The 20,163-nt window shown below is 38.6% G+C and carries 17 protein-coding genes; 13 read left to right on the top strand and 4 right to left on the bottom strand.

Going from position 1 to position 20,163, the window contains the following annotated elements; genetic code table 11:
* The first annotated feature begins 182 nt into the window (after positions 1-182).
* From ASG14_RS14875 to ASG14_RS14845, 7 genes are all read left to right on the top strand, one after another.
* Positions 183-2,579 (top strand): TonB-dependent receptor, encoded by a 2,397-nt coding sequence (locus ASG14_RS14875; RefSeq protein WP_056871871.1) that lies wholly within the window; start codon positions 183-185, stop codon positions 2,577-2,579.
* A 159-nt stretch (positions 2,580-2,738) separates the two neighbouring features.
* Entirely contained in the window at positions 2,739-3,749 is a 1,011-nt protein-coding gene (locus tag ASG14_RS14870) for a bifunctional oligoribonuclease/PAP phosphatase NrnA (RefSeq protein WP_056871870.1), read from the top strand.
* Between the two features lie 137 nt (positions 3,750-3,886).
* Positions 3,887-4,882 carry an FKBP-type peptidyl-prolyl cis-trans isomerase gene (locus ASG14_RS14865; RefSeq protein WP_056871869.1) on the top strand — a complete coding sequence of 332 codons (996 nt, stop codon included), beginning with the start codon at positions 3,887-3,889 and terminating at the stop codon, positions 4,880-4,882.
* Between the two features lie 104 nt (positions 4,883-4,986).
* On the top strand, positions 4,987-5,754 hold the full coding sequence (locus ASG14_RS14860) for a TatD family hydrolase (protein ID WP_056871868.1): 768 nt from the start codon (positions 4,987-4,989) through the stop codon (positions 5,752-5,754).
* 109 nt (positions 5,755-5,863) lie between these two features.
* The gene (locus ASG14_RS14855; RefSeq protein ID WP_056871867.1) at positions 5,864-6,880 is read left to right on the top strand and encodes an asparaginase; all 1,017 of its coding nucleotides are present in this window, start codon (positions 5,864-5,866) and stop codon (positions 6,878-6,880) included.
* Between the two features lie 137 nt (positions 6,881-7,017).
* Positions 7,018-8,430 carry a rhodanese-like domain-containing protein gene (locus tag ASG14_RS14850; protein ID WP_056872075.1) on the top strand — a complete coding sequence of 471 codons (1,413 nt, stop codon included), beginning with the start codon at positions 7,018-7,020 and terminating at the stop codon, positions 8,428-8,430.
* Positions 8,431-8,508: 78 nt separating this feature from the next.
* Positions 8,509-9,471 (top strand): YpdA family putative bacillithiol disulfide reductase, encoded by a 963-nt coding sequence (locus tag ASG14_RS14845; RefSeq protein WP_082491626.1) that lies wholly within the window; start codon positions 8,509-8,511, stop codon positions 9,469-9,471.
* Positions 9,472-9,491: 20 nt separating this feature from the next.
* Here the strand turns inward: ASG14_RS14845 and ASG14_RS14840 are convergent, their stop codons facing one another.
* Together ASG14_RS14840 and ASG14_RS14835 are read right to left on the bottom strand one after the other, a co-directional pair.
* The gene (locus ASG14_RS14840; protein ID WP_056871866.1) at positions 9,492-10,313 is read right to left on the bottom strand and encodes an alpha/beta hydrolase; all 822 of its coding nucleotides are present in this window, start codon (positions 10,311-10,313) and stop codon (positions 9,492-9,494) included.
* A 31-nt stretch (positions 10,314-10,344) separates the two neighbouring features.
* The gene (locus ASG14_RS14835; protein WP_056871865.1) at positions 10,345-11,346 is read right to left on the bottom strand and encodes a carboxylesterase; all 1,002 of its coding nucleotides are present in this window, start codon (positions 11,344-11,346) and stop codon (positions 10,345-10,347) included.
* Positions 11,347-11,417: 71 nt separating this feature from the next.
* On the opposite strand from ASG14_RS14835, the gene ASG14_RS14830 reads away from it, so the two are divergent.
* The 3 genes from ASG14_RS14830 to ASG14_RS14820 all read left to right on the top strand — a co-directional run bounded on the left by ASG14_RS14830 (position 11,418) and on the right by ASG14_RS14820 (position 15,109).
* Positions 11,418-12,389, top strand: a complete 972-nt coding sequence (locus tag ASG14_RS14830; RefSeq protein ID WP_056871864.1) for a polyprenyl synthetase family protein — start codon at positions 11,418-11,420, stop codon at positions 12,387-12,389.
* On the top strand, positions 12,389-13,444 hold the full coding sequence (locus tag ASG14_RS14825; protein ID WP_056871863.1) for a TerC family protein: 1,056 nt from the start codon (positions 12,389-12,391) through the stop codon (positions 13,442-13,444). Before ASG14_RS14830 ends, ASG14_RS14825 begins: the two co-directional genes overlap by 1 nt.
* A 216-nt stretch (positions 13,445-13,660) precedes the next feature.
* The gene (locus tag ASG14_RS14820) at positions 13,661-15,109 is read left to right on the top strand and encodes a M28 family peptidase (RefSeq protein WP_056871862.1); all 1,449 of its coding nucleotides are present in this window, start codon (positions 13,661-13,663) and stop codon (positions 15,107-15,109) included.
* A gap of 9 nt (positions 15,110-15,118) precedes the next feature.
* Here the strand turns inward: ASG14_RS14820 and ASG14_RS14815 are convergent, their stop codons facing one another.
* A complete protein-coding gene (locus tag ASG14_RS14815; protein WP_056871861.1) occupies positions 15,119-15,547 on the bottom strand; it encodes a CBS domain-containing protein in 429 nt (142 codons plus the stop codon).
* A gap of 714 nt (positions 15,548-16,261) precedes the next feature.
* Between ASG14_RS14815 and ASG14_RS14810 the strand changes: the two genes are divergently transcribed.
* From ASG14_RS14810 to ASG14_RS14800, 3 genes are all read left to right on the top strand, one after another.
* The gene (locus ASG14_RS14810) at positions 16,262-16,693 is read left to right on the top strand and encodes a hypothetical protein (RefSeq protein ID WP_056871860.1); all 432 of its coding nucleotides are present in this window, start codon (positions 16,262-16,264) and stop codon (positions 16,691-16,693) included.
* Positions 16,694-16,941: 248 nt separating this feature from the next.
* Positions 16,942-18,258 carry an adenosylhomocysteinase gene (gene ahcY / locus ASG14_RS14805; RefSeq protein WP_056871859.1) on the top strand — a complete coding sequence of 439 codons (1,317 nt, stop codon included), beginning with the start codon at positions 16,942-16,944 and terminating at the stop codon, positions 18,256-18,258.
* A gap of 434 nt (positions 18,259-18,692) precedes the next feature.
* A complete protein-coding gene (locus ASG14_RS14800) occupies positions 18,693-19,031 on the top strand; it encodes a DUF6370 family protein (protein WP_056871858.1) in 339 nt (112 codons plus the stop codon).
* A 126-nt stretch (positions 19,032-19,157) separates the two neighbouring features.
* Here the strand turns inward: ASG14_RS14800 and ASG14_RS14795 are convergent, their stop codons facing one another.
* Positions 19,158-20,114 carry a polysaccharide deacetylase gene (locus ASG14_RS14795; protein ID WP_157274945.1) on the bottom strand — a complete coding sequence of 319 codons (957 nt, stop codon included), beginning with the start codon at positions 20,112-20,114 and terminating at the stop codon, positions 19,158-19,160.
* Between the last annotated feature and the right edge of the window lie 49 nt (positions 20,115-20,163).

Here is a 20,163-nt window from a genome sequence, read left to right as displayed (position 1 = left end):
TCAATGCCAAATTAAGGTTGATGTTTTTTAAACTTTTTATTTCTCCTGAAATAGCCTTTTAGATGAGTTTAAGATGGATATTTAACTAAAATGGTTTTCTATTTAAAATAAGTCTAAATAAAATTTGGAAATTACCGTGGCGATATTACCTTTGCGGCTGTTTAGAATCAATCCAAATAATCATGAATAAAAAATTTACCCGTATCTCAAATCTGATAATCGTAATGCTACTTTTATCAGTAAACTTAATAGCCCAAAACAAAGTAGCAGGCATTAGCGGCCAGGTAAAAACCAGCGATGGGAAAGCTGCACCATATGTGAGTGTTGGTTTAAAGAACGGCGGCAAAACCACTCAAACCGATCAGAATGGTAACTTTACAATCAATAATTTAACTGACGGAAAATATATCGTTAAAATTTCTGCCGTTGGAGTAAAAGCCATGCAGCAAGAAGTTACAATTATTGATGGGCAGTCTGCCACCGTAAATTTTTCGATTTCAGAATCGGCCTCTCAGTTAGATGAGGTTTCTATAAACGGATATAAAACACCAAATAAAAAGCCGGTTAATTTAGGAAAGATAGCGATTGCGCCAATTGATTTGCCTCAGGCAGTTCAAATTGTCGGTGCTCAGGTTATTCGTGATCAGCAAGCCAATACGCTAGGTGACGTAATGAAAAACATTAATGGCGTGGCTTTGGGCGCTAACCGAGGTTCGGTAGGCGAAAACTTTTACGCAAGAGGCTATAGCCTGGGTTCAAATAATGTTTTTAAAAACGGGGCCAGAACAACAATTGGCGGAAGTCCGGAAGCAAGCACTTTAGAATCTGTTGAGGTTTTAAAAGGTAGTGCTGCAATCTTGTATGGCGGCGTTAGTGGTGGCGCAGTAGTAAACATGGTTACGAAGAAGCCGAAATTTGAATATGGTGCTGAAGTTTCTATGCGTGTTGGTAGCTACGATTTATACAAACCAATAGTAGATATATATGGTCCTATCTCTAAAAAAGTGGCTTTTAGAGTAATTGGCACTTATGAATCAGCAGGGAGTTACAGGGATAATGTTAGCTCAAAAAGGTTTTATGTAAACCCCTCTCTATTATACAAAATTAGCGAAAACACCGAACTGATTGTACAGGGAGATTACCTGAAAAGTAATTTTACCCCAGATTTTGGAATCGGAACAGTTGGTAATGCGCTTGCTCCTTTGGCAAGAAATGTATTCGTTAATACAAACTGGGCATACAACAAAACCAATACTTCAACGGCCCAGGCTGTATTAAACCACAAATTTAATGATGATTGGAAACTAAACGTTATTGCTGCTGTGCAAGCCTATAACAGAGACTATTTCTCGGCCGAACGCCCTGCTGCTAACGCTGCGGGCATTTGGAACAGGGCGTTAACCCGCTCTGATATTGAGGAGGTTACTTTTAATCAGCAAGTAAATTTAACTGGAAATTTTAAACTGGCAGGATTCAAAAACAGCCTTTTGGTTGGTGCTGATGCAGACCAGTCTAAAACCAAAACCGGTGGCTTTGCTTCAACAAACGTTTTGCCTGCCGCTGCGCCTACCTATTACGATAGCGTAAATCTGTTAGACCCATCATCTTTTGATAAACCAAGTAATTTTAATATGCCCAACACCACTTTACTTACAAATACAAATGCGAATGTATTTAGAATGGGTGGTTTTGTTCAGGACTTGATATCATTAACTGAGCAGTTTAAGGTGTTGGCCGGAGTTCGGTGGTCGTTCCAGAAAACGCCAACAACAACCATAAACACACTTGCCAGCGGTGTAGATTCGAAGGGAAGCGCCGCTGATAAAATTGATAAGGCTTTTTCTCCAAAATTTGGTTTGATCTATCAGCCGGTTTCATCAACTTCAATTTATGCGAGCTACTCTAACAATTTCACCTCTAATACAGGCATCGATATTGCAACCAATGGTCCAATGGGGCCATCAATAATCGACCAATATGAAGCGGGCATCAAAAACGATTTCTTTAAAGGAAAGCTTTCGGCCAACTTAACGGTGTACAGAATTAAAAATGACAAATTTGCGCAGACTGCTTTAGCAGATCCAACAAAACGTGAATTTTCGGGCGCTACTGCAAGCGATGGTATCGAAATTGATGTATCGGGAGTGGTGCTGCCTGGGTTAAACTTTATAGCCGGCTACGCTTATAATTATATGCGATACACATCAACATTGGCTGTTAACGGTATTGTTGAGGGGGAACGTGTTGTTGGAACAACAAAAAACACCGCAAATGGAACAGTATTTTACACCTTTCAGGATGGTGCGGTTAAAGGCCTAAAATTTGGCGCATCAGCTTTTTATACAGGTGATAGAAATGGTGGACGGAACACAACAAAAAACAACTCTTCATCAGGTATTATTCCTTTAAGCGCTTTTACAACCTTCGATTTTTCGGCTGGCTACAGCTGGAAAAAGATTTCGCTGCTTGCTAAAGTTGCGAACATCTCTAATGAGTTAAACTATTTTGTACATGAAAATTATAGTGTGAACCCAATTCCTCCACGTCAGTTCGTTACAACAATATCTTACAAATTTTAACAGACAACCTTTTTTACAATAAGCGGGTTAGCCTTTAATGAAGGCTAACCCGTTTTCTTTTTATAGCGAAATTGGAGCACGCTTTGAAACATTATCATTAATGAGTTAAATAAGAGCTCAACTAATACTAAATTTACTTAGCTTTGCAGCGCAAAAATTATGCTTACATTAACAGAGTTAAAATCCTTATTGGCTACGCCACAGAAAATTGTAATCACCACACATCACAAACCTGATGGCGATGCAATGGGTTCGTCTTTAGGTTTATATGGCTATTTAATTCAAAAAGGCCATCACGTAAAAGTGATAACGCCTACCGATTACCCCGTGTTTTTACATTGGATGCCAAATAATGCCGACGTCGTTATCTTTACAGAAGAACAAGAAAAAGCCGCAAAACTTGTAGAAGAAGCAGCGCTGATTTTTTGTTTGGATTTTAACACACTAAGCAGAATTAATGATTTAGGCGAACTGGTAAGAGCAGCTTCAGCGAAAAAAGTAATGATTGATCATCACTTAGACCCTGAAGATTTTGACGATTACCGCCATTGGGATATCAATGCCTGTGCAGCCGCTCAATTGGTTTACGATTTTATTGTTAATCAGTTAGAGGATGAAAAAGGCATTAATAAAGACGTTGCATCATGTCTTTATACAGGAATAATGACCGATTCTGCATCGTTTCGTTTTCCATTAGCCACCTCGAATGTTTATCGCATTGCGGCAAACCTTATCGATTTAGGCGCCGAGCACTGGAAAATTCATCAATTGGTTTACGATAATGCGAGCGAAGATCGTTTACGCTTTCTTGGTTATTGCTTATCGAACAAGCTTGAAGTTTTCCACGAGTTTAACACGGCAATTATTACGGTTACCAAAGATGAACTTGCAAAATACCACAGTGCAACCGGCGATACTGAAGGTGTGGTAAATTACGCTTTATCCATAAATGGAATTCGTTTGGCCGCTTTGATTATCGAAAGGCCAGATAAAGTGAAGTTATCGTTACGCTCTACTGGAGATTTTTCTGCCAACGAAATTTGCAAAAAGTATTTCAATGGAGGTGGGCACAGAAATGCAGCTGGCGGTGCGTCAGATAAATCACTAACTGAGGTAATTGAAGAGTTTAAGTCGATATTGCCAGAATATAAAAGCCAGCTATTGTTATAATAGTGCTATACTGAATTAAGAAAATCAATAATTAAATACTAAAACCTGCTAAGCAGGGCTTGAAAAAGGAAAAATCAATTAAAATAATGAAACCTGCGAAGCAAGCTTCATGACAAACAAAAATCAATAGACAAATAATGAAAAAAGGAATAATTATTCTATTTGCAGCAACGTTAGGCTTAGCTGCTTGTAACAATTACAAAAAAGGTGAAGGAGATTTGCAGTACAAAATCTTAAAAGATGAAGGCAAAGAAAAAATCAAAGAAGGCGATTTCGTAAAATTAAATGGTATACAAACTGTTGAAAGCGCTACAAATGCGGACTCGACTTTAGTAAACACTTATGACAATGAACGTCCAGCTTTTTTCCCGATTAGCAAATCGATGTTTAAAGGCGATTTAGTTGCTGCTTTAAAAATGTTAGGCGAAGGCGATAGTGCGTCGTTCAAATTGAATTTAGATTCGATGGCAAAATATTCTGGCCAGCCAAAACCAGCAGGTTTGAAAAGTAACTACGCAACCTTTACGGTAAAAATTGAAAAGGTATTGCACAAAGCTGCGAATGAAGCAGATTCTACTTTCGAAACAAAGAAAAGAAGTTTCTTCGAGACAGAATACAAAGCTTTAATTGCTAAAAATAAAGCAAATGAGTCTGCAAAAATTAAAAAATACATCGACGACAATAAATTAGAGGTTAAATCTACAGCTTCGGGTTTACAGTATGTTATCGAAAAACCGGGTAATGCTGAAAGAGCGGCTTTAACGGATACCGTGATGGTAGATTATACTGGCCAGTTTACAACTAAAAAAGGCGATGGCAAAATCAATGTTTTCGATACATCAGACGAAAAAATTGCTAAAGAGGCAGGTATTCACTCACCAATGGCTCAATATAGTGCTCGTCCGTTAGTGCTTAGTCAATTGGCTCCAGGTTTTATCGAAGGCGTTCAATTAATCGGTGTTGGTGGTAAAGTTAAAATTATCATCCCATCAAAACTAGGTTATGGCGAAAACGGTGGTGGACCAATTAATCCATTTACACCTTTAGTTTTTGATATCGAAATCAAATCTATTAAAAAAGGAAATCCGGTAACGGCTGCGGCTCCACCGGCTCCGGTTGCACCAGCTCAATAAGCGGTTATAAATCATTTTCAAAGCCCCGGAATTTCACATTTCGGGGCTTTGTTGTTTGATAAACTTTTCCCTAATCTTCGAACGATAACAATTATCTTTGCGCTATGATTTTTACCGATACCCACACCCATTTATACTACGAGCAAGATGCTGAAAAACAAGCTCAATTGATGGAGCGTTGCTTTGAAAATGATGTAAACCGGTTGTTCCTGCCTAATGTAGATGTAGCTTCAATTGCGATGATTGATGATTTGGTAAATAAGTATCCCAATCATTGTTTCGCAATGGCTGGCTTGCACCCCTGCGACGTGATAGATGGTTTTGAAGAGCAACTTGATGTTATATATAAAAGCATAAGCAACAGGAAAATATATGCAATAGGAGAGATCGGAATTGATTTGTACTGGGATAAAACCACATTAGATAAGCAGAAAGATGCGTTTCATAAACAAATTAGCTGGGCGAAAAATTTATCACTGCCAATCGTGATCCATTGTCGCGAGGCTTTTGATGAAGTTTTTGAAGTGTTAGAAAGCGAGCGTGATGAGAAGCTGCGGGGCATTTTTCATTGTTTCACAGGAAATTTAGAGCAGGCAAAACAGGCTATAGATTTAAATTTCTATTTAGGCATAGGTGGCGTTGTTACTTATAAAAAGGCTGGTCTTGATGCTGTTTTGGCTAATATACCCCTGGCAAACCTGGTGCTCGAAACCGATGCTCCTTATCTGGCCCCGGTTCCTTTTAGGGGGAAACCGAATGAAAGCAGTTACCTGATCTACGTTGCTCAAAAACTAGCCGAAATATATCAGGTTTCAGTTGAGGAAATTGCAAGTGTAACAACCGAAAACTCAAAGAAAATTTTTGGAATATAGTTTCATTCGTAGTCGCTGATGTACCAGTTATTTTACAATTAGAGTAAAACTAAGCTTTAAATAGAAATCTTTTACGTTCTTTTGCGGTGAGCAACCTTTACCAAACCAAATGAACAAAATCCTTATAATTTATACTGGTGGCACAATCGGTATGATAAACGACCCGGTAAACGGGATGTTGGTGCCTTTTAATTTTGAGCAGATAAAAGAAAATGTGCCCGAATTAAGTCGCCTTAATTACCACTTGGATGTTCATTCTTTTAATCCGGTTTTGGATTCGTCCAACATCGATCCGGAAATTTGGAAAACCTTAGCCGAACTCGTTTACAAAAATTACGATTTGTACGATGGTTTCGTTATTCTGCATGGTTCTGATACAATGGCTTTCACAGCTTCGGCATTGAGTTTTATGCTCGAAAATCTCAGCAAACCGGTCGTATTAACCGGTTCTCAGTTGCCTATCGGAGAAATTAGAACCGATGCAAAGGAGAATTTAATTACTGCGCTTGAAATTGCGGCAACAAAAGAAAACGGCAAGGCTTTAGTGCCCGAAGTGTGTATTTATTTCGATGCGCAACTTTTTAGAGGCAACCGCTCGATAAAATATAACATTGAAAAGTTTGAGGCATTCCGCTCACCAAATTATTCAATTCTGGCAGAGGCGGGTGTTCATCTGCAATTCCACGAAAACTACATCTTAAAAGCGCCGGCAGAGCCGCTTATTCTACGCACAAATTTCAATTCCAATATCGGCGTTCTTAAGTTATATCCTGGCATTACACCGCAAGCCGTCCAGGCAATTACCAATTCTCAGGTCAATGCAATTATTTTAGAAACTTTCGGTTCAGGTAACACCACAACGGCTAAATGGTTTTTAGATGCATTGAAAATGGCACTTGATAACGGCAAAATTATCATCGACATTTCGCAGTGTAAAAAAGGTTCTGTGCAACTCGGAAGATATGAAACAAGCCGCGAATTGCAACAAATGGGTATTCTGAGTGGTTTCGATTTAACGTTCGAAGCTACGGTTACCAAGTTGATGTTTGTGATGGGGTTGGATTTACCAATTGAGGAAAGTAAAAAGCTAATGGAGCAATCGCTACGCGGCGAGCTAACCAATTAAGTAAAACTTCTGCAATTATGATGCAAGTCATTCCGGTTATGAGTAATTAGCCCTATTTTTGTTGGTAAAGGTTAAAGTAATGGTTAGAGATGATTTGATTTATCTGAAACCTGATGCTTGTTTTTAACACTTACGATATGAAAATAGAACAAATATATACAGGTTGTTTAGCGGAGGCTGCTTATTACATAGAAAGTAATGGTGAAGCGGCAATCATCGATCCGCTGAGAGAAGTTTCCACTTATCTAAAGAAAGCGGAGAAAGCTGGCGCAACAATCAAGTATATTTTTGAAACTCATTTTCATGCCGATTTTGTTTCGGGCCATGTAGATTTAGCAGAGAAATCTGGTGCCAAGATTATTTACGGCCCAACCGCTAAAACTGATTTCCAATCACATATCGCTAAAGATGGCGAACAGTTTAAGCTAGGCAACTTAACCATTACCGCATTACATACGCCTGGGCACACGCTGGAATCGACCACTTATTTATTAACTGATGAACAAGGTAAAGATTATTGCATTTTCAGTGGCGATACCCTTTTTATTGGTGATGTAGGCCGACCTGATTTGGCTCAGAAAGGGCATTTAACCAAGGAAGATTTGGCAGGAATGCTTTTCGATTCATTAAACGAAAAAATTAAGCCATTAGCCGATGATGTGATCGTTTATCCGGCTCACGGTGCTGGTTCGGCCTGCGGTAAAAGCATGAGCAAAGAAACTTTTGACACGCTCGGCCATCAAAAAGAAGTTAACTACGCCTTAAAAGCGCAAACAAAAGAACAGTTTATTGCTGAAGTTACCGATGGAATTATGCCACCGCCACAATACTTCGCAAAAAATGCGGCCATTAATAAAGGCGGGGTAGAAAGTATCGACGGTATTTTTGAAAAAGGACTTGTTGGGTTGACTCCACAAGAATTTGAAAATTTAGCCAACCAGACTGGCGCAATAATGCTTGATACCAGAGACCCGCAGGCCTTTGCAAAAGGTTTTATTCCGAATGCAATCAATATCGGTTTAAACGGGCAGTTTGCCCCTTGGGTTGGTGCTTTAATTACTGATTTGGAACAACCAATTCTGCTGATAACCGATGAAGGAAAACAGCAGGAAGCCATTACGCGTTTAACGCGGGTTGGTTATGATAATACGATTGGATATTTAGACGGAGGTTTTGACAGGTGGACTGATGCCGGAAAAGAGATCGACACGATAGAATCGATCTCCGCCGAAGCTTTTGAGGAGGCTGTAAACAAAGGCGAAATTACAGCTCTCGATGTTCGAAAACCTGGAGAGTATGAATCTGAGCACTTAGCGTTTACTTTAAGTCGGCCGTTAGATTTTATTAACGATTGGACAGGAGAAATTAATCCAAAGGGAGCTTACTATATCCATTGTGCAGGCGGCTACCGTTCGATGATAGCGGCTTCAATTTTAAAATCCCGGGGTGTAGAAAATGTTATAGATGTTGCCGGTGGTTATGCTGCAATAAAGAATACTGGTTTAGAAACCACTGATTTTTTGTGCCCGAGCAAGGTGATGAGTAGTTAATTGCGTTAAGGAATTAAATAAAGCTTAGGAAGTTAAATATCGAGTTAGACAGGCAATATCATAAATAAATAGAATCTATTGGCAAATCAAAAACATTACGATGTATTAATTATTGGCAGCGGCCCAATCGGAATGGCTTGTGCTATAGAGGCAAAAAAAGCTAACTTAAGCTATGTAATAATTGAAAAAGGTGCTTTGGTAAACAGCCTGTTCAATTATCCCGTTTTTATGACCTTCTTTTCAACTTCGCAAAAACTTGAAATTGGCGGTGTCCCGTTTGTAACCATCAACCCTAAGCCAAACCGGAATGAAGCCATTGAATATTATCGTCGTGTTGCTGAGAAATTCGAATTAAACATCAACCTGTTTGAACGTGTTGAAAAGGTTGAAAAACCGAATGATATTTTCGAGATTTCGACTTCTAAATCCAGTTACACCGCTGGGAATGTAATTGTTGCAACAGGTTTTTATGATGTACCATTAATGATGAATATTCCTGGTGAGGATTTGCCACAAGTTACGCACTATTATAAAGACCCACATTTGTATGCCTTTCAAAATGTTGTGGTTGTAGGCGCAAACAACTCTGGCGTCGATGCTGCACTCGAAACCTATAGAAAGGGTGCAAATGTTACTATGGTGATTCGCAGCGGCGATTTGGGTCCTCATGTTAAGTACTGGGTGAGGCCGGATATTCAAAACCGAATTAAGGAGGGCGAAGTAAAGGCACTTTTTAACGCTGAACTTTTGGAGATTAGGCCAGGTGAGGTAGACATTAAAACGCCGGAAGGTATAAGCACCATTCCAAACGATTTTGTAATCGCCATGACGGGCTACCAGCCGGATTTTTCGATGCTACGGAAATTTGGGATCAACTTACCTGAAAGCCTTTGCCCTGTTTACAACGAAGAAACGATGGAAACAAACGTTAATGGCTTATACCTCGCGGGCGTGGTTTGTGGTGGCTTAGATACACACAAGCTTTTCATTGAAAACTCCCGGGTTCACGCAGAAATTATCATAAAAAACATTAAAAATTAGATCGTTTGCAAATCGGAAAGCTATTTCATTTTCGGATACAAAAACATAAATCCTTTATAAAGGGCGTTATGCAAAATTGTTAAATGATTTTCCGCCGGAAGCGGCAGATATTCCACTCTAATGTTATTCTGTTGTCGCAAAAGTGCTAATAAATTTTTGGCATCGTTCTCCATTTGTTTGCCTTCAGTCCCTGTTGATAGGTAAACCTCCGTGCCCTTTGGCAATAGTTTTTGTAAATACTTCGGTGCCTGAAGTAAAAGCGACTCCTTATTCCACCACAAACTCGGACTAATTATCAAATAACCGGTAAAAAGCTGAGGCTTTTTCAGGAGAATTTCTATCGCCAATAACCCGCCCAGCGATTGGCCGATAATTGTTTTCGAATTGCTTGTTTTGTATTTTTTCTGAATAAAAGGTTGAAGTTCTTCTTCAATAAATTGGATAAAATTTTCTGATTTGCCTGTGGTTGGGAAATCTTTCAAATCCTGTTCGATGGAAGTAGGAAATGTAAAATCTCTCCGTCTATCCACATTTGCAATGCCTACCAGGATAGATTTCGGCATGGCTTCAATCATCGTCAAAAATTGAATTAAACCTGCTACATGAATGAAATCTTCGTTTGCAGAACCATCCAGAAGATAAATTACGGGGTAAGTTGTAGCAGAATTGGTACTGTAGCCTTCGGGCAAGTAAATGTTGAGTGCTCTGTTCTCTTTTAAAATTTCCGATTGAATGGTCTGAACTTCGCCAATTATTAAAGGCTTCGCCTGTTCTGTTTTCTGCGCAAAAATATTACAGGATACAAGAATTAAAGACAGGATTAGACTAGCGCAAAACTTCATATAAATGGGTTAAAAAATCGAAAAATAAAAACTACTGCTGTGATACCGGTATCTTCAAAACATTGCCAACAAAATTGTCAATTGCAAGCTCTACACTTGGTAAATCTTTGGAAGTTATGTACGACCCTAAAACATGATTTCCACCGTTAGGGATAGCGATTTTCTTTTTCAACTCTGGCGCCGTTCCCAATTCGTTAAACATTTTAAGCATCGCATCAATACGAACTACAGGGTCTTGTTCGAGGTTATTTTTGAAATAATAAAGCATTAAAACGGGTTGTTTTACTTTTGCAAATACCGATTTAGTCATTGTACTTTCAACAAGTTCTTCAAGTTCAACCAATGATTCCAGCCTGTAATTGGTGCACCAATATTTTCTATATTCATCGCTCCGTCTATCTAAAACACGTCTTTCATCACCTCCAACAACCTTTCTGGCTATCTGCAAGCCCCAAGGGTCGTTTAAAAGCCATGCGTTTTTATCATTAATCGCCGCGTTGGGCGAAATTAAAATTAAACTATTGATTTCCGGATAAATGGTCGCGAGTTTTATGGCTACTGTTCCGCCTGTTGAGGTGCCGATAATAATAACCTTTTTACCCAGCTTTTTTCCAATGGCGAGTGCCTGCTTGCTCGTTTCCCAAAGTTTATCGGCAGTAAAAAATTGCATTGGCGCAATGGTATCGATACCATGTTCTGCCAAACGCGGAAGAAACAAATTTGCCTTTAGCTTTTTTGCCAGGTTTAAATGTGTCGGGTTTCCTTCCATTTTCGAGGCCGAGAAACCGTGAAGGTAAACAATAGAATATTTCGTTTGCTTGTGGGTAGAATCGGCCCATATGATTTCAGCTTCATTACCTGGTTTAATTTTATGACCACTTTCGATGGTTTTGATATAGCTTTCCAGTTCAGAAATGTCGGGTACCCTGGTTAAATCTTCATTGTAAACAGGCTTTTTGGGTTTAGGCCCGGCGAAATATGTTCCGATTAGCAAAACCGAAAGACCTAATAGAATTTTATAGCGTTTTTTCAATGCAATATTTTATTAAATGTAAACTTTTATAGGAAATTAACCTAAGTTTGCAATCAAAATTTTTCGACTTAATGCCGGGAATCGAACAGATAAAAAAACCTATAGCAGCTGATATTAAAGCGTTTGAAAAAACCTTTAAAGATTCCATGCACAGCGATGCCCCGCTGCTTGATAGGATTACCCATTATATTGTTAAACAAAAAGGCAAACAAATGCGCCCAATGTTTGTGTTTTTTGCTGCCAAACTTTGCGGCGGAATTACAGAATCTACCCACAGGGGCGCAGCGTTGGTAGAGCTTTTACATACTGCCACTTTGGTGCATGATGATGTTGTGGACAACGCTTATGAACGCCGCGGTTTTTTCTCCATCAACGCTTTATGGAAAAATAAAATTGCCGTTTTGGTTGGCGATTACTTGTTAGCGAAAGGTTTGTTGTTATCTGTAAACAATAACGAACATAGATTGTTACAGATTGTATCAGAAGCAGTTAAACAAATGAGTGAGGGCGAGTTGTTGCAGATTGAGAAAGTTAGGAAAATGGATATATCTGAAGAACTTTACTTCGATGTTATCCGCCAGAAAACCGCTTCTTTAATTGCATCATGCTGTGCTGCAGGAGCGGCGTCGGCCGGGGCCGATGATGCAACTGTTGAAAAGATGCGGTTATTTGGTGAAAAGGTTGGAATTGCCTTTCAAATTAAAGATGATACTTTTGATTTTGGAACCGACGATGTTGGTAAACCTTTAGGAATCGACATTAAAGAGAAAAAAGTTACCCTTCCCTTAATTTATGCTTTAAATAACTCCGATAAACCGGAGCGCAAAAGAATTATTAACCTTGTTAAGAACCACCAGGACGACCCGGCAAAAATTCAGCAGATTATAGATTTTGTAAACGCAAAGGACGGCGTATTTTATGCAAATCAAAAAATGCAGGATTATCAAAACGAGGCATTTCAGATTTTGCATCAATTTGAAGCTGGAGAGGCAAGAACAGGGTTGGAACAACTCGTACTATACACCACCGAACGTAAAAAATAATGAGCAACGAGTTACTTTTCAGCATAGGTTTTCTGCTATTCATCACGCTTATTTTAGCGCTCGATTTAGGTTTATTCAGTAAAAAAGAACATGTTGTAAGCTTAAAGCAAGCGGGCATAATGAGCTTAATTATGGTTGCCTTCGCCATTGGCTTTTATTTTATTCTGATAACCGAAGGCCAGGAGCTGCACGGAATTAAAGATTTTGCGCACCTGAAAGAAATTGTTGTCAAACATCAACACCATATTACCTTAATCCCCGGCAATTTTGAGCAAAGCTTATCCATTTATAAGCAAAACCTTGGCTTAGAATTTTTAACGGGATATGTAATTGAATATGCGCTGTCTGTAGATAACATATTTGTAATTGTGCTAATATTTTCTGCTTTCGCAGTTGAAGAAAAGTATTACCACCGTGTGCTTTTCTGGGGTATTTTAGGTGCAATTTTAATGCGCTTCGTTTTCATTTTCGTTGGTGCTGCATTAATTACCAAATTTGCCTGGATACTTTATGTTTTTGGCGCATTCCTAGTTTTTACCGGTATAAGAATGTTTTTTAGTAAAGAAGGCGATGATAAAATCGACCCTGAAAATCATCCTGTAGTAAAATGGGCATCGAAAATCTTCGCGATTCATCCTAAATATGAAGGCAAAAAATTCTTCGTAAAAATTAATGCAAAAAGAATGGTAACACCATTGTTTTTGGTTTTGCTAATTGTTGAGTTTACTGATTTACTTTTTGCTGTCGATTCTATACCGGCCATTTTTGCAGTAACTAAAGACCCATACATTGTGTTTTTTTCAAATATATTCGCAATCATGGGACTTCGGTCTATGTTCTTTTTACTTGTAAATATTATCCACAAATTCCATTACTTAAAAACGGGATTAGCATTTCTGCTAACCTTTATAGGTGTAAAAATGGTTGCTCATTCTTACCTCGAGAAATGGGGTTTCACAACCGAACATTCGCTAATTGTCATCTTAAGCATTCTTGTTATTAGTGTTGTAGCCTCTTTAGTTTTTCCGAAGAAAACAATTCACGTCGAATCTTAATCTTTCGTTATCTCCGTAATCTACTCGAAGTTGTTATTGTAACTTCGCCGGTTTCTTCCAAATTTCTGACTGTGGTTTAACCTGCTTTATACTTGCGGTACATAAAATAGTAGTGCGGAATTTGCTAAGGTCAGGCAAAATATACGTTACAGCGATTCGTATAAATTAATATTTTGTATTTTCAACCCATAAATCGACAACCCAAACCGACATTTCATGAAATATTTTTTCGCTTCTGCATTACTTTGCACTTCTTTTATGGTTCAGGCTCAGGACAATTTCGGCGACGTTTTTAAAAAAATCAACACCGACGTTCAACAAAATTCAAGAGCTTATCAAACACTTAAACAGGAAACTGAAACCATTGGCCACCGGTTAACAGGCTCTGCGAATGGCGCAAAGGCAGAACAATATGCTTTCGATTTGTTGAAATCTTATGGTTGTGATGTTCGATTTCAGCCCTTTGAAGTAGAAAGCTGGGCGAGGAAAACCATCAATGTTGAAGTTGGTAACGATAAAGGCAGCCTGGTAAAAATGAAAGCTGTTACCTTGGCGCATTCGCCTGTTACAGCAGATATTACTGGTGATATTGTTGATGCTGGTAACGGCCTGGAAGTAGATTATCAGGCAAACCCTGCTAAATTCAAGGGTAAAATTGCATTAATTTATTTGGGCGTTTTGCCAGGTTCGGCAGCTGGCACAAAGGCATTACACCGGTCGGAAAAAACGGCTATAGCAACAAAGTATGGCGCTAAAGGCGTTATCATTATAAACACCGTTAAAGACGGCGTATTGTTAACGGGAACGGCCTCAGTAACCGGTAAACTAATACCAATACCTGCCGTTTGCATTGGTTTGGAAGACGGCATGCTGCTTAAAGAAAAGTTAAAAAATCAAAGTCAGGTTGCGCACATTGCCATGACGAACTTTTCCGGATTGATTAAAGCAAGGAATGTTATTGCAACATTTAAAGGCTCAGAAATGCGCAAAGATAAGATTGTTGTTGGCGGGCATCTGGATAGCTGGGATTTAGCAACAGGCGCAATTGATAACGGTATCGGCTCTTTTGCAATTATGGATATGGCCCGTACCTTTAAAAAACTTAACTTGAATACTAAACGAACTGTAGAGTTTGTTTTGTTTATGGGCGAGGAGCAAGGTTTGCTAGGTTCGAAGGCGTATGTAGATCAGGCGAAAAAAGGTGGAGTTATTGGGCAGGTTAAATTCATGCTTAATTACGACATGACTAATGATCCTAAAGGATTTTCGACTTCGAGAGCAGAGATGAAAGAACTGTTTACTGCCTGGGGCGCTGAAATTGTTAAGATTGATACAGGTTTCAAAAATTTATTTAACGCAGGCGCCGGTTTGCATAGCGATCATCAGCCATTTATGCTGGAAGGAATCCCTACGGGGGGCGGAGCCGGTGGAAAATTACCAAATAATTCAGGTCCTTTTTACCATTCTGATGGTGATAGTTTCAAGCTGGTTGATGAACAGGAACTTAAAAATACGGTTCGATATAGCGCAATGCTTGCCTATGCCTTGGCTAATACACCGAAAATTCCGGTTGGCGTGCAAGGCGAAGAAGAATTGAGAGCGTTTTTAGAATCGCAAAACCTTAAGGAGCCACTTACTATAGCAGGGGAGTGGCGGTGGAAATAAAACCGGAGACTATCCGCTAATGTAGCTTTCCAGTTGTGAAATAGTTTGTTTTTGATCTGCGATGATGAATTTAACCACATCGCCGATTGAAACCATGCCCCTAACTTCATCATTTTCTACAATTGGTAAATGGCGAATGTGCTTTTCTGTCATTAATTCCATGCAATAGTCGATGGTATCAGTAAGTTTAATGGAGATGGGATTCGCGGTCATCGCCTCTTTTATCATCGTATCTTTTGAAGATTTGCCTTGAAGGATGATTTTTCGTGCATAATCGCGTTCTGTAAAAATGCCGGAAAGCAGTGCGCCTTGCATAACAAGAACCGCACTAATGTTTTTATCAGTCATGACTTTTAATGCATCTAAAACCGAACTGTTCTCGGTTACAGAGATAATGCGTGCCTGTTTGGCATCTAACAGATGTTTTACACTTTTCATAATTGTTTAATTTGGTTGTCTCAATTTAACAAATAATCGCCTGTAAATCAAACTTTTATTCGTGTTGTTAATATTTTTTCAAAAGAGACATCTACCACGATATTAAACAGGAAAGCAATGGCAGAGTCCTTTTAAGGATTTTGGTCGTCTGGTTACATTAGGCTATGGACATTAAATATCGAAATCATTTATTTGGTTTTGACTTGGACCCGTTGCGTAAATTTTTAATTAGGAGTAAGTGTTAAGTTAATCGGAGCGTAATCAAGGTTACGTTTAAAAAATGATGTTATGTTTTTGAAAATTTTGTATATTGTAATTCACGATGTTGTGAAGCTATCTAAATTTTAAATGCTTAAAAGAATGATTTCAAAATTGACCACAGAATAACTAAGATGGTGATAACAGCAAGTTTCTCATTTATTCTTATGATTATCACTCTAGATTGTCCAGCCCAACAACCTCAATGTCTTTTAGCTGACAGGTCCACACGGAATCCTGATAAGGCTTGACGATAGTCTATGGAAGTTCTTTCGAATGCACTTTCTATTTTCAGTTGTGGATACCTAAATCCAAGGCAAGACCATTTCAGTTTTGCATTAAAGATTGGTAAAAATTTCCCTAATAAAATTGTTGATGTTCGTACTGAAAGTAAGTGCGGTGGAATAGAGGGGGTGATTAAGCTCTTGATGTGTGTTGCCCTTAAACCTAATAGATATGAAAACGATATTTTTTACAATCCTGCTCGCCTCCATCATAATTGTCGGTTATTCTCAGGAGAGAAAAAAACTTTACTTTGTTGCTGATACAGCGGCAATAAATCATGACAAAAGGCTATCTATAACGTATGGTAGTCCATTTGAAAGAACTTTTATCTTTAACTGCGATTGTATAGGGAAATGGAAGGGGCACTTCAATGTTGTTACGCGCATTGGCAAAAAGTTTCCAGAAAAATTGGTTAGGAAATGCCCGTCAGGAGAGTACATTGGGATAGATGAGCTCATCAAGCTGGTTGTCCAGGATGGTTACTCCTTTGATGTTCATCATGAATTAGTGATTGTTGAACCGCTAAAAGGCAAGTATAGGGTAAGCAATGTAAAAAGAGAAGTTTTGCCACCTCCATCAGACGACACTATCTATATCCATTAACTAAATGAAGTTTACTATTAGTGCAATACATGGACATGTAGACGTGCGGTGTCTTTTGATGTAGCATATATCATATCAAAATGATCATTGACTTAATTAATACTTAAGCCTTTGAAATTGATTAAAGTATTGCGTAATTTTGAGGCATTAAAGGTAAAGAGTTTTCAATTGAGATGGGCAAATAGTGGGCAAGTTTAATTTATAATTCTCTTAACCTCCTAATTTACAACAATTTAAACAAAAACAATATGTCATCAGTAGAGACAACTTACATCCCTTACAAAGTTAAGGACATTTCACTGGCAGAATGGGGCCGTAAAGAAATCGAATTAGCCGAAGCAGAAATGCCAGGTTTAATGAGTTTACGTAAAGAATTCGGTCCAACGCAACCGTTAAAAGGTGCTCGTATTGCAGGTTGCCTGCACATGACTATCCAAACGGCTGTATTAATCGAAACATTAATTGCGCTGGGTGCTGAAGTTACCTGGTCATCATGTAATATATTTTCGACTCAGGATCACGCCGCTGCTGCAATTGCTGCTGCTGGAATTCAGGTTTATGCCTGGAAAGGTTTAAATGAGGAAGAATTTGATTGGTGTATTGAACAGACGTTACACTTTGGTCCTGAGCAACAACCATTAAACATGATTTTAGATGATGGTGGCGATTTAACCAACATGGTTTTCGATAAGTATCCGGAGTTAATCGCAGCAATTAAAGGTTTATCAGAAGAAACGACAACAGGTGTTCACCGTTTGTACGAGAGAATGAAAAACGGCACATTGCACACACCTGCAATTAACGTAAACGATTCGGTAACAAAATCTAAATTTGATAACAAATACGGTTGTCGCGAATCTTTGGTAGATGCGATTCGTCGTGCTACTGACGTAATGATGGCCGGTAAAGTAGCTGTTGTTTGTGGTTACGGCGATGTTGGTAAAGGTTCTGCAGAATCGTTAAGCTCTCAGGGTGTACGTGTAATCGTAACTGAAATCGACCCGATTTGTGCTTTACAAGCTGCGATGGAAGGTTACGAAGTTAAACGTTTAGATACAGCAATTAAAGAGGCTGATATTGTAGTTACAACTACAGGTAACTGTGATATTGTTCGTGAGAAACACTTCCGTGCATTAAAAGATAAAGCTATCGTTTGTAACATCGGTCACTTTGATAACGAAATTGACATGGCCTGGTTAAACGGTGCTTATGGCGATACTAAAGTTGAAATCAAGCCTCAGGTTGATAAATACACAATTGATGGAAAAGATGTAATTGTGCTTGCTGAAGGCCGTTTGGTAAACTTAGGTTGTGCAACTGGTCACCCAAGTTTTGTAATGAGTAACTCATTTACGAACCAAACCCTGGCGCAAATAGAGCTATGGACTAACACTGCTGCTTACGAGAATAAGGTTTACACTTTACCTAAGCATTTAGACGAAAAAGTTGCCCGTTTGCACTTAGAGAAAATTGGAGTAGAATTAGAAGTTTTAGATCAACACCAGGCAGATTACATTGGCGTTCAAGTTGAAGGGCCTTTTAAATCTGACGAATATCGTTACTAAAATAGTTGCGAGTCTAATGTTAAAAAGGGATGTGCAAATTGCATATCCCTTTTTTTTAAGACTATAGTGGCGGTTCCTACTCACAACAATTAGCTTAAAATATTTCGAAACGGCGCATCATCATTCCTAAGAAATCTCATTGCTGCTATGAAAATTATACCACATTTACTTCAACACTATCCTTCAGTGCCTTCTGTGTTTGCGTGGCCAAAAAGTTAAAAACCATCACCACTAAATCTTAATAAATTTTAAGTCTGAAAAGCAATTTAATTCAACACCATCCTTCCGTGGCTAAAAAGCAAAGAAGCAATAAACCATTTCCTCATAAATTCCTTTACTAAGCGCTCCTTACTTGCTAACATTCTGTGCTCGCTACGCTTCTCTATTTCCTCAATAAAGTAATTCTTTTAAGCTAACTTTGAAAAAAGAAAACAATGAAAAAGTTATTATTTGCTTTATTTCTATCTGTTTTTGCATTAAGCGCAAATGCTCAAACAAGCCCAAAGGCTAATCCCACAAAGATAATTACTAAACAAACTGTTGATATTGCCTGCGGAGAATGTCAGTTCAAAATGAAAGGGAAAGATTGTGAGCTCGCCGTTAAAATCGACGGTAAGCCTTACTTCGTTGATGGAAAGGGAATTGATGATTTCGGTGATGCACATGGAGAACATGGCTTCTGTAACGCAGTAAGTAAAGCTGAGATAACTGGAGAAATCGTAAATAATCGCTTCAAGGCAAAGGAAATTAAATTGTTGCCAGGCAGAAAGTAACTCTGTAACGGTTAAAGCGAAGTTTTGAAGTACGAAACTATTGCCTATCAATTAGTGGAGTTTTCCGGGAAGGTGGTGGTGTGTAGGTTTAATTTTCGTTAGTTTGCGGTTGAGGTTAAAGTGCTGCTAAAATTCCTTTTCTAATCCCTGGCGTAGGTCGAAAAGTAACCATTGCTTATCGGTAACATCATTTTGTTTGGTTTTTAATAGTTGAATAAAATCTTTTACGCCAGTTTCTTCATTTCCGTTACCGTGAATCAATACAATGCTGCCTGCGTTTGGCTGTTGCCCTTTCGCCAGCCAGGCATCACTGCCAATAGGAATTAAGCCATAGGCTTCAATTTTCTGTACTATCGCTTTATCTGAAACCAAACCCGGAAAACGGAAAAAAGCAGAAGGTATTAAGCCATTTTTTAACATCAGTTTCTCGTTTTCAAGCACCTCTATATCTAAATTGGTTCCTGGCGCAAGTAAAAAATTTTCTGCAAGAGGCAAACTGTTCACCTCGTGGTTGTAACTATGGTTTACCCAGGTAATATTCAATTCTTTTTTGTCAGCAAAACTTTTCAACCAATTTAAATCTTCCTGGTGTTTAATCATCCATTTTCCAGATACAGAGATTGCCAAAGGCGCTGGCTTTTCAATCTTTTTAAACTCATCCAAAACGGATTGGAATATTATTCTGTCTAATGGTTTGTGAGATGGGCATAAATCAATCGTTAAGGTAATACCTTTTTCATTAGGGATGGAATGGTCTATTCCGGCGTTCTGCAATTGCAGATCTTTTGCAGCCGCGGCGTCCAGCGCTCTTACGTAGGCGGTATTTTTAAAAAGGGCAAGTACATTAAAATAGTCTACACTTTTTAAGGAATAATTGTCCGCTAAATCAACTTTTGTATCAAGCGTTTTAGGATCAATCAAAAGCAAATACTTTGTATTGTTGTTTGTAAAACTCCTCATCGCAATTAACTGTTCGTTTGCTTTGGTGGCGATTGAAAAATTTACCTTGTAGCGTTTTATGGCTAGAAAGTTTTGCGCCGAAAGTTTCAGGGTTGATATCAGCATCAATAAAAACAGGCTCATTAATTTCGACAAGTTCATCATTCCTTATTTAAAATCTTTCTAATTTAGT

This window comes from Pedobacter sp. Leaf194 (assembly GCF_001423945.1).
Taxonomy (GTDB): Bacteria; Bacteroidota; Bacteroidia; order Sphingobacteriales; family Sphingobacteriaceae; genus Pedobacter.
The sequence above is the reverse complement of the archived record's forward strand: the minus strand, read 5'-3'. Positions and strand labels throughout refer to the sequence as shown.

Excerpts from the sequence above, each read along its gene's own strand:
- ASG14_RS14795 (WP_157274945.1), bottom strand. The coding sequence starts at position 20,114 with ATGAGCCTGTTTTTATTGATGCTGATATCAACCCTGAAACTTTCGGCG.
- ASG14_RS14800 (WP_056871858.1), top strand. The coding sequence starts at position 18,693 with ATGAAAAAGTTATTATTTGCTTTATTTCTATCTGTTTTTGCATTAAGC.
- ASG14_RS14875 (WP_056871871.1), top strand. The coding sequence starts at position 183 with ATGAATAAAAAATTTACCCGTATCTCAAATCTGATAATCGTAATGCTA.
- ASG14_RS14815 (WP_056871861.1), bottom strand. The coding sequence starts at position 15,547 with ATGAAAAGTGTAAAACATCTGTTAGATGCCAAACAGGCACGCATTATC.
- ASG14_RS14855 (WP_056871867.1), top strand. The coding sequence starts at position 5,864 with ATGAACAAAATCCTTATAATTTATACTGGTGGCACAATCGGTATGATA.
- ASG14_RS14860 (WP_056871868.1), top strand. The coding sequence starts at position 4,987 with ATGATTTTTACCGATACCCACACCCATTTATACTACGAGCAAGATGCT.
- ASG14_RS14810 (WP_056871860.1), top strand. The coding sequence starts at position 16,262 with ATGAAAACGATATTTTTTACAATCCTGCTCGCCTCCATCATAATTGTC.
- ASG14_RS14865 (WP_056871869.1), top strand. The coding sequence starts at position 3,887 with ATGAAAAAAGGAATAATTATTCTATTTGCAGCAACGTTAGGCTTAGCT.
- ASG14_RS14825 (WP_056871863.1), top strand. The coding sequence starts at position 12,389 with ATGAGCAACGAGTTACTTTTCAGCATAGGTTTTCTGCTATTCATCACG.
- ASG14_RS14840 (WP_056871866.1), bottom strand. The coding sequence starts at position 10,313 with ATGAAGTTTTGCGCTAGTCTAATCCTGTCTTTAATTCTTGTATCCTGT.
- ahcY (WP_056871859.1), top strand. The coding sequence starts at position 16,942 with ATGTCATCAGTAGAGACAACTTACATCCCTTACAAAGTTAAGGACATT.
- ASG14_RS14850 (WP_056872075.1), top strand. The coding sequence starts at position 7,018 with ATGAAAATAGAACAAATATATACAGGTTGTTTAGCGGAGGCTGCTTAT.
- ASG14_RS14830 (WP_056871864.1), top strand. The coding sequence starts at position 11,418 with ATGCCGGGAATCGAACAGATAAAAAAACCTATAGCAGCTGATATTAAA.
- ASG14_RS14870 (WP_056871870.1), top strand. The coding sequence starts at position 2,739 with ATGCTTACATTAACAGAGTTAAAATCCTTATTGGCTACGCCACAGAAA.
- ASG14_RS14820 (WP_056871862.1), top strand. The coding sequence starts at position 13,661 with ATGAAATATTTTTTCGCTTCTGCATTACTTTGCACTTCTTTTATGGTT.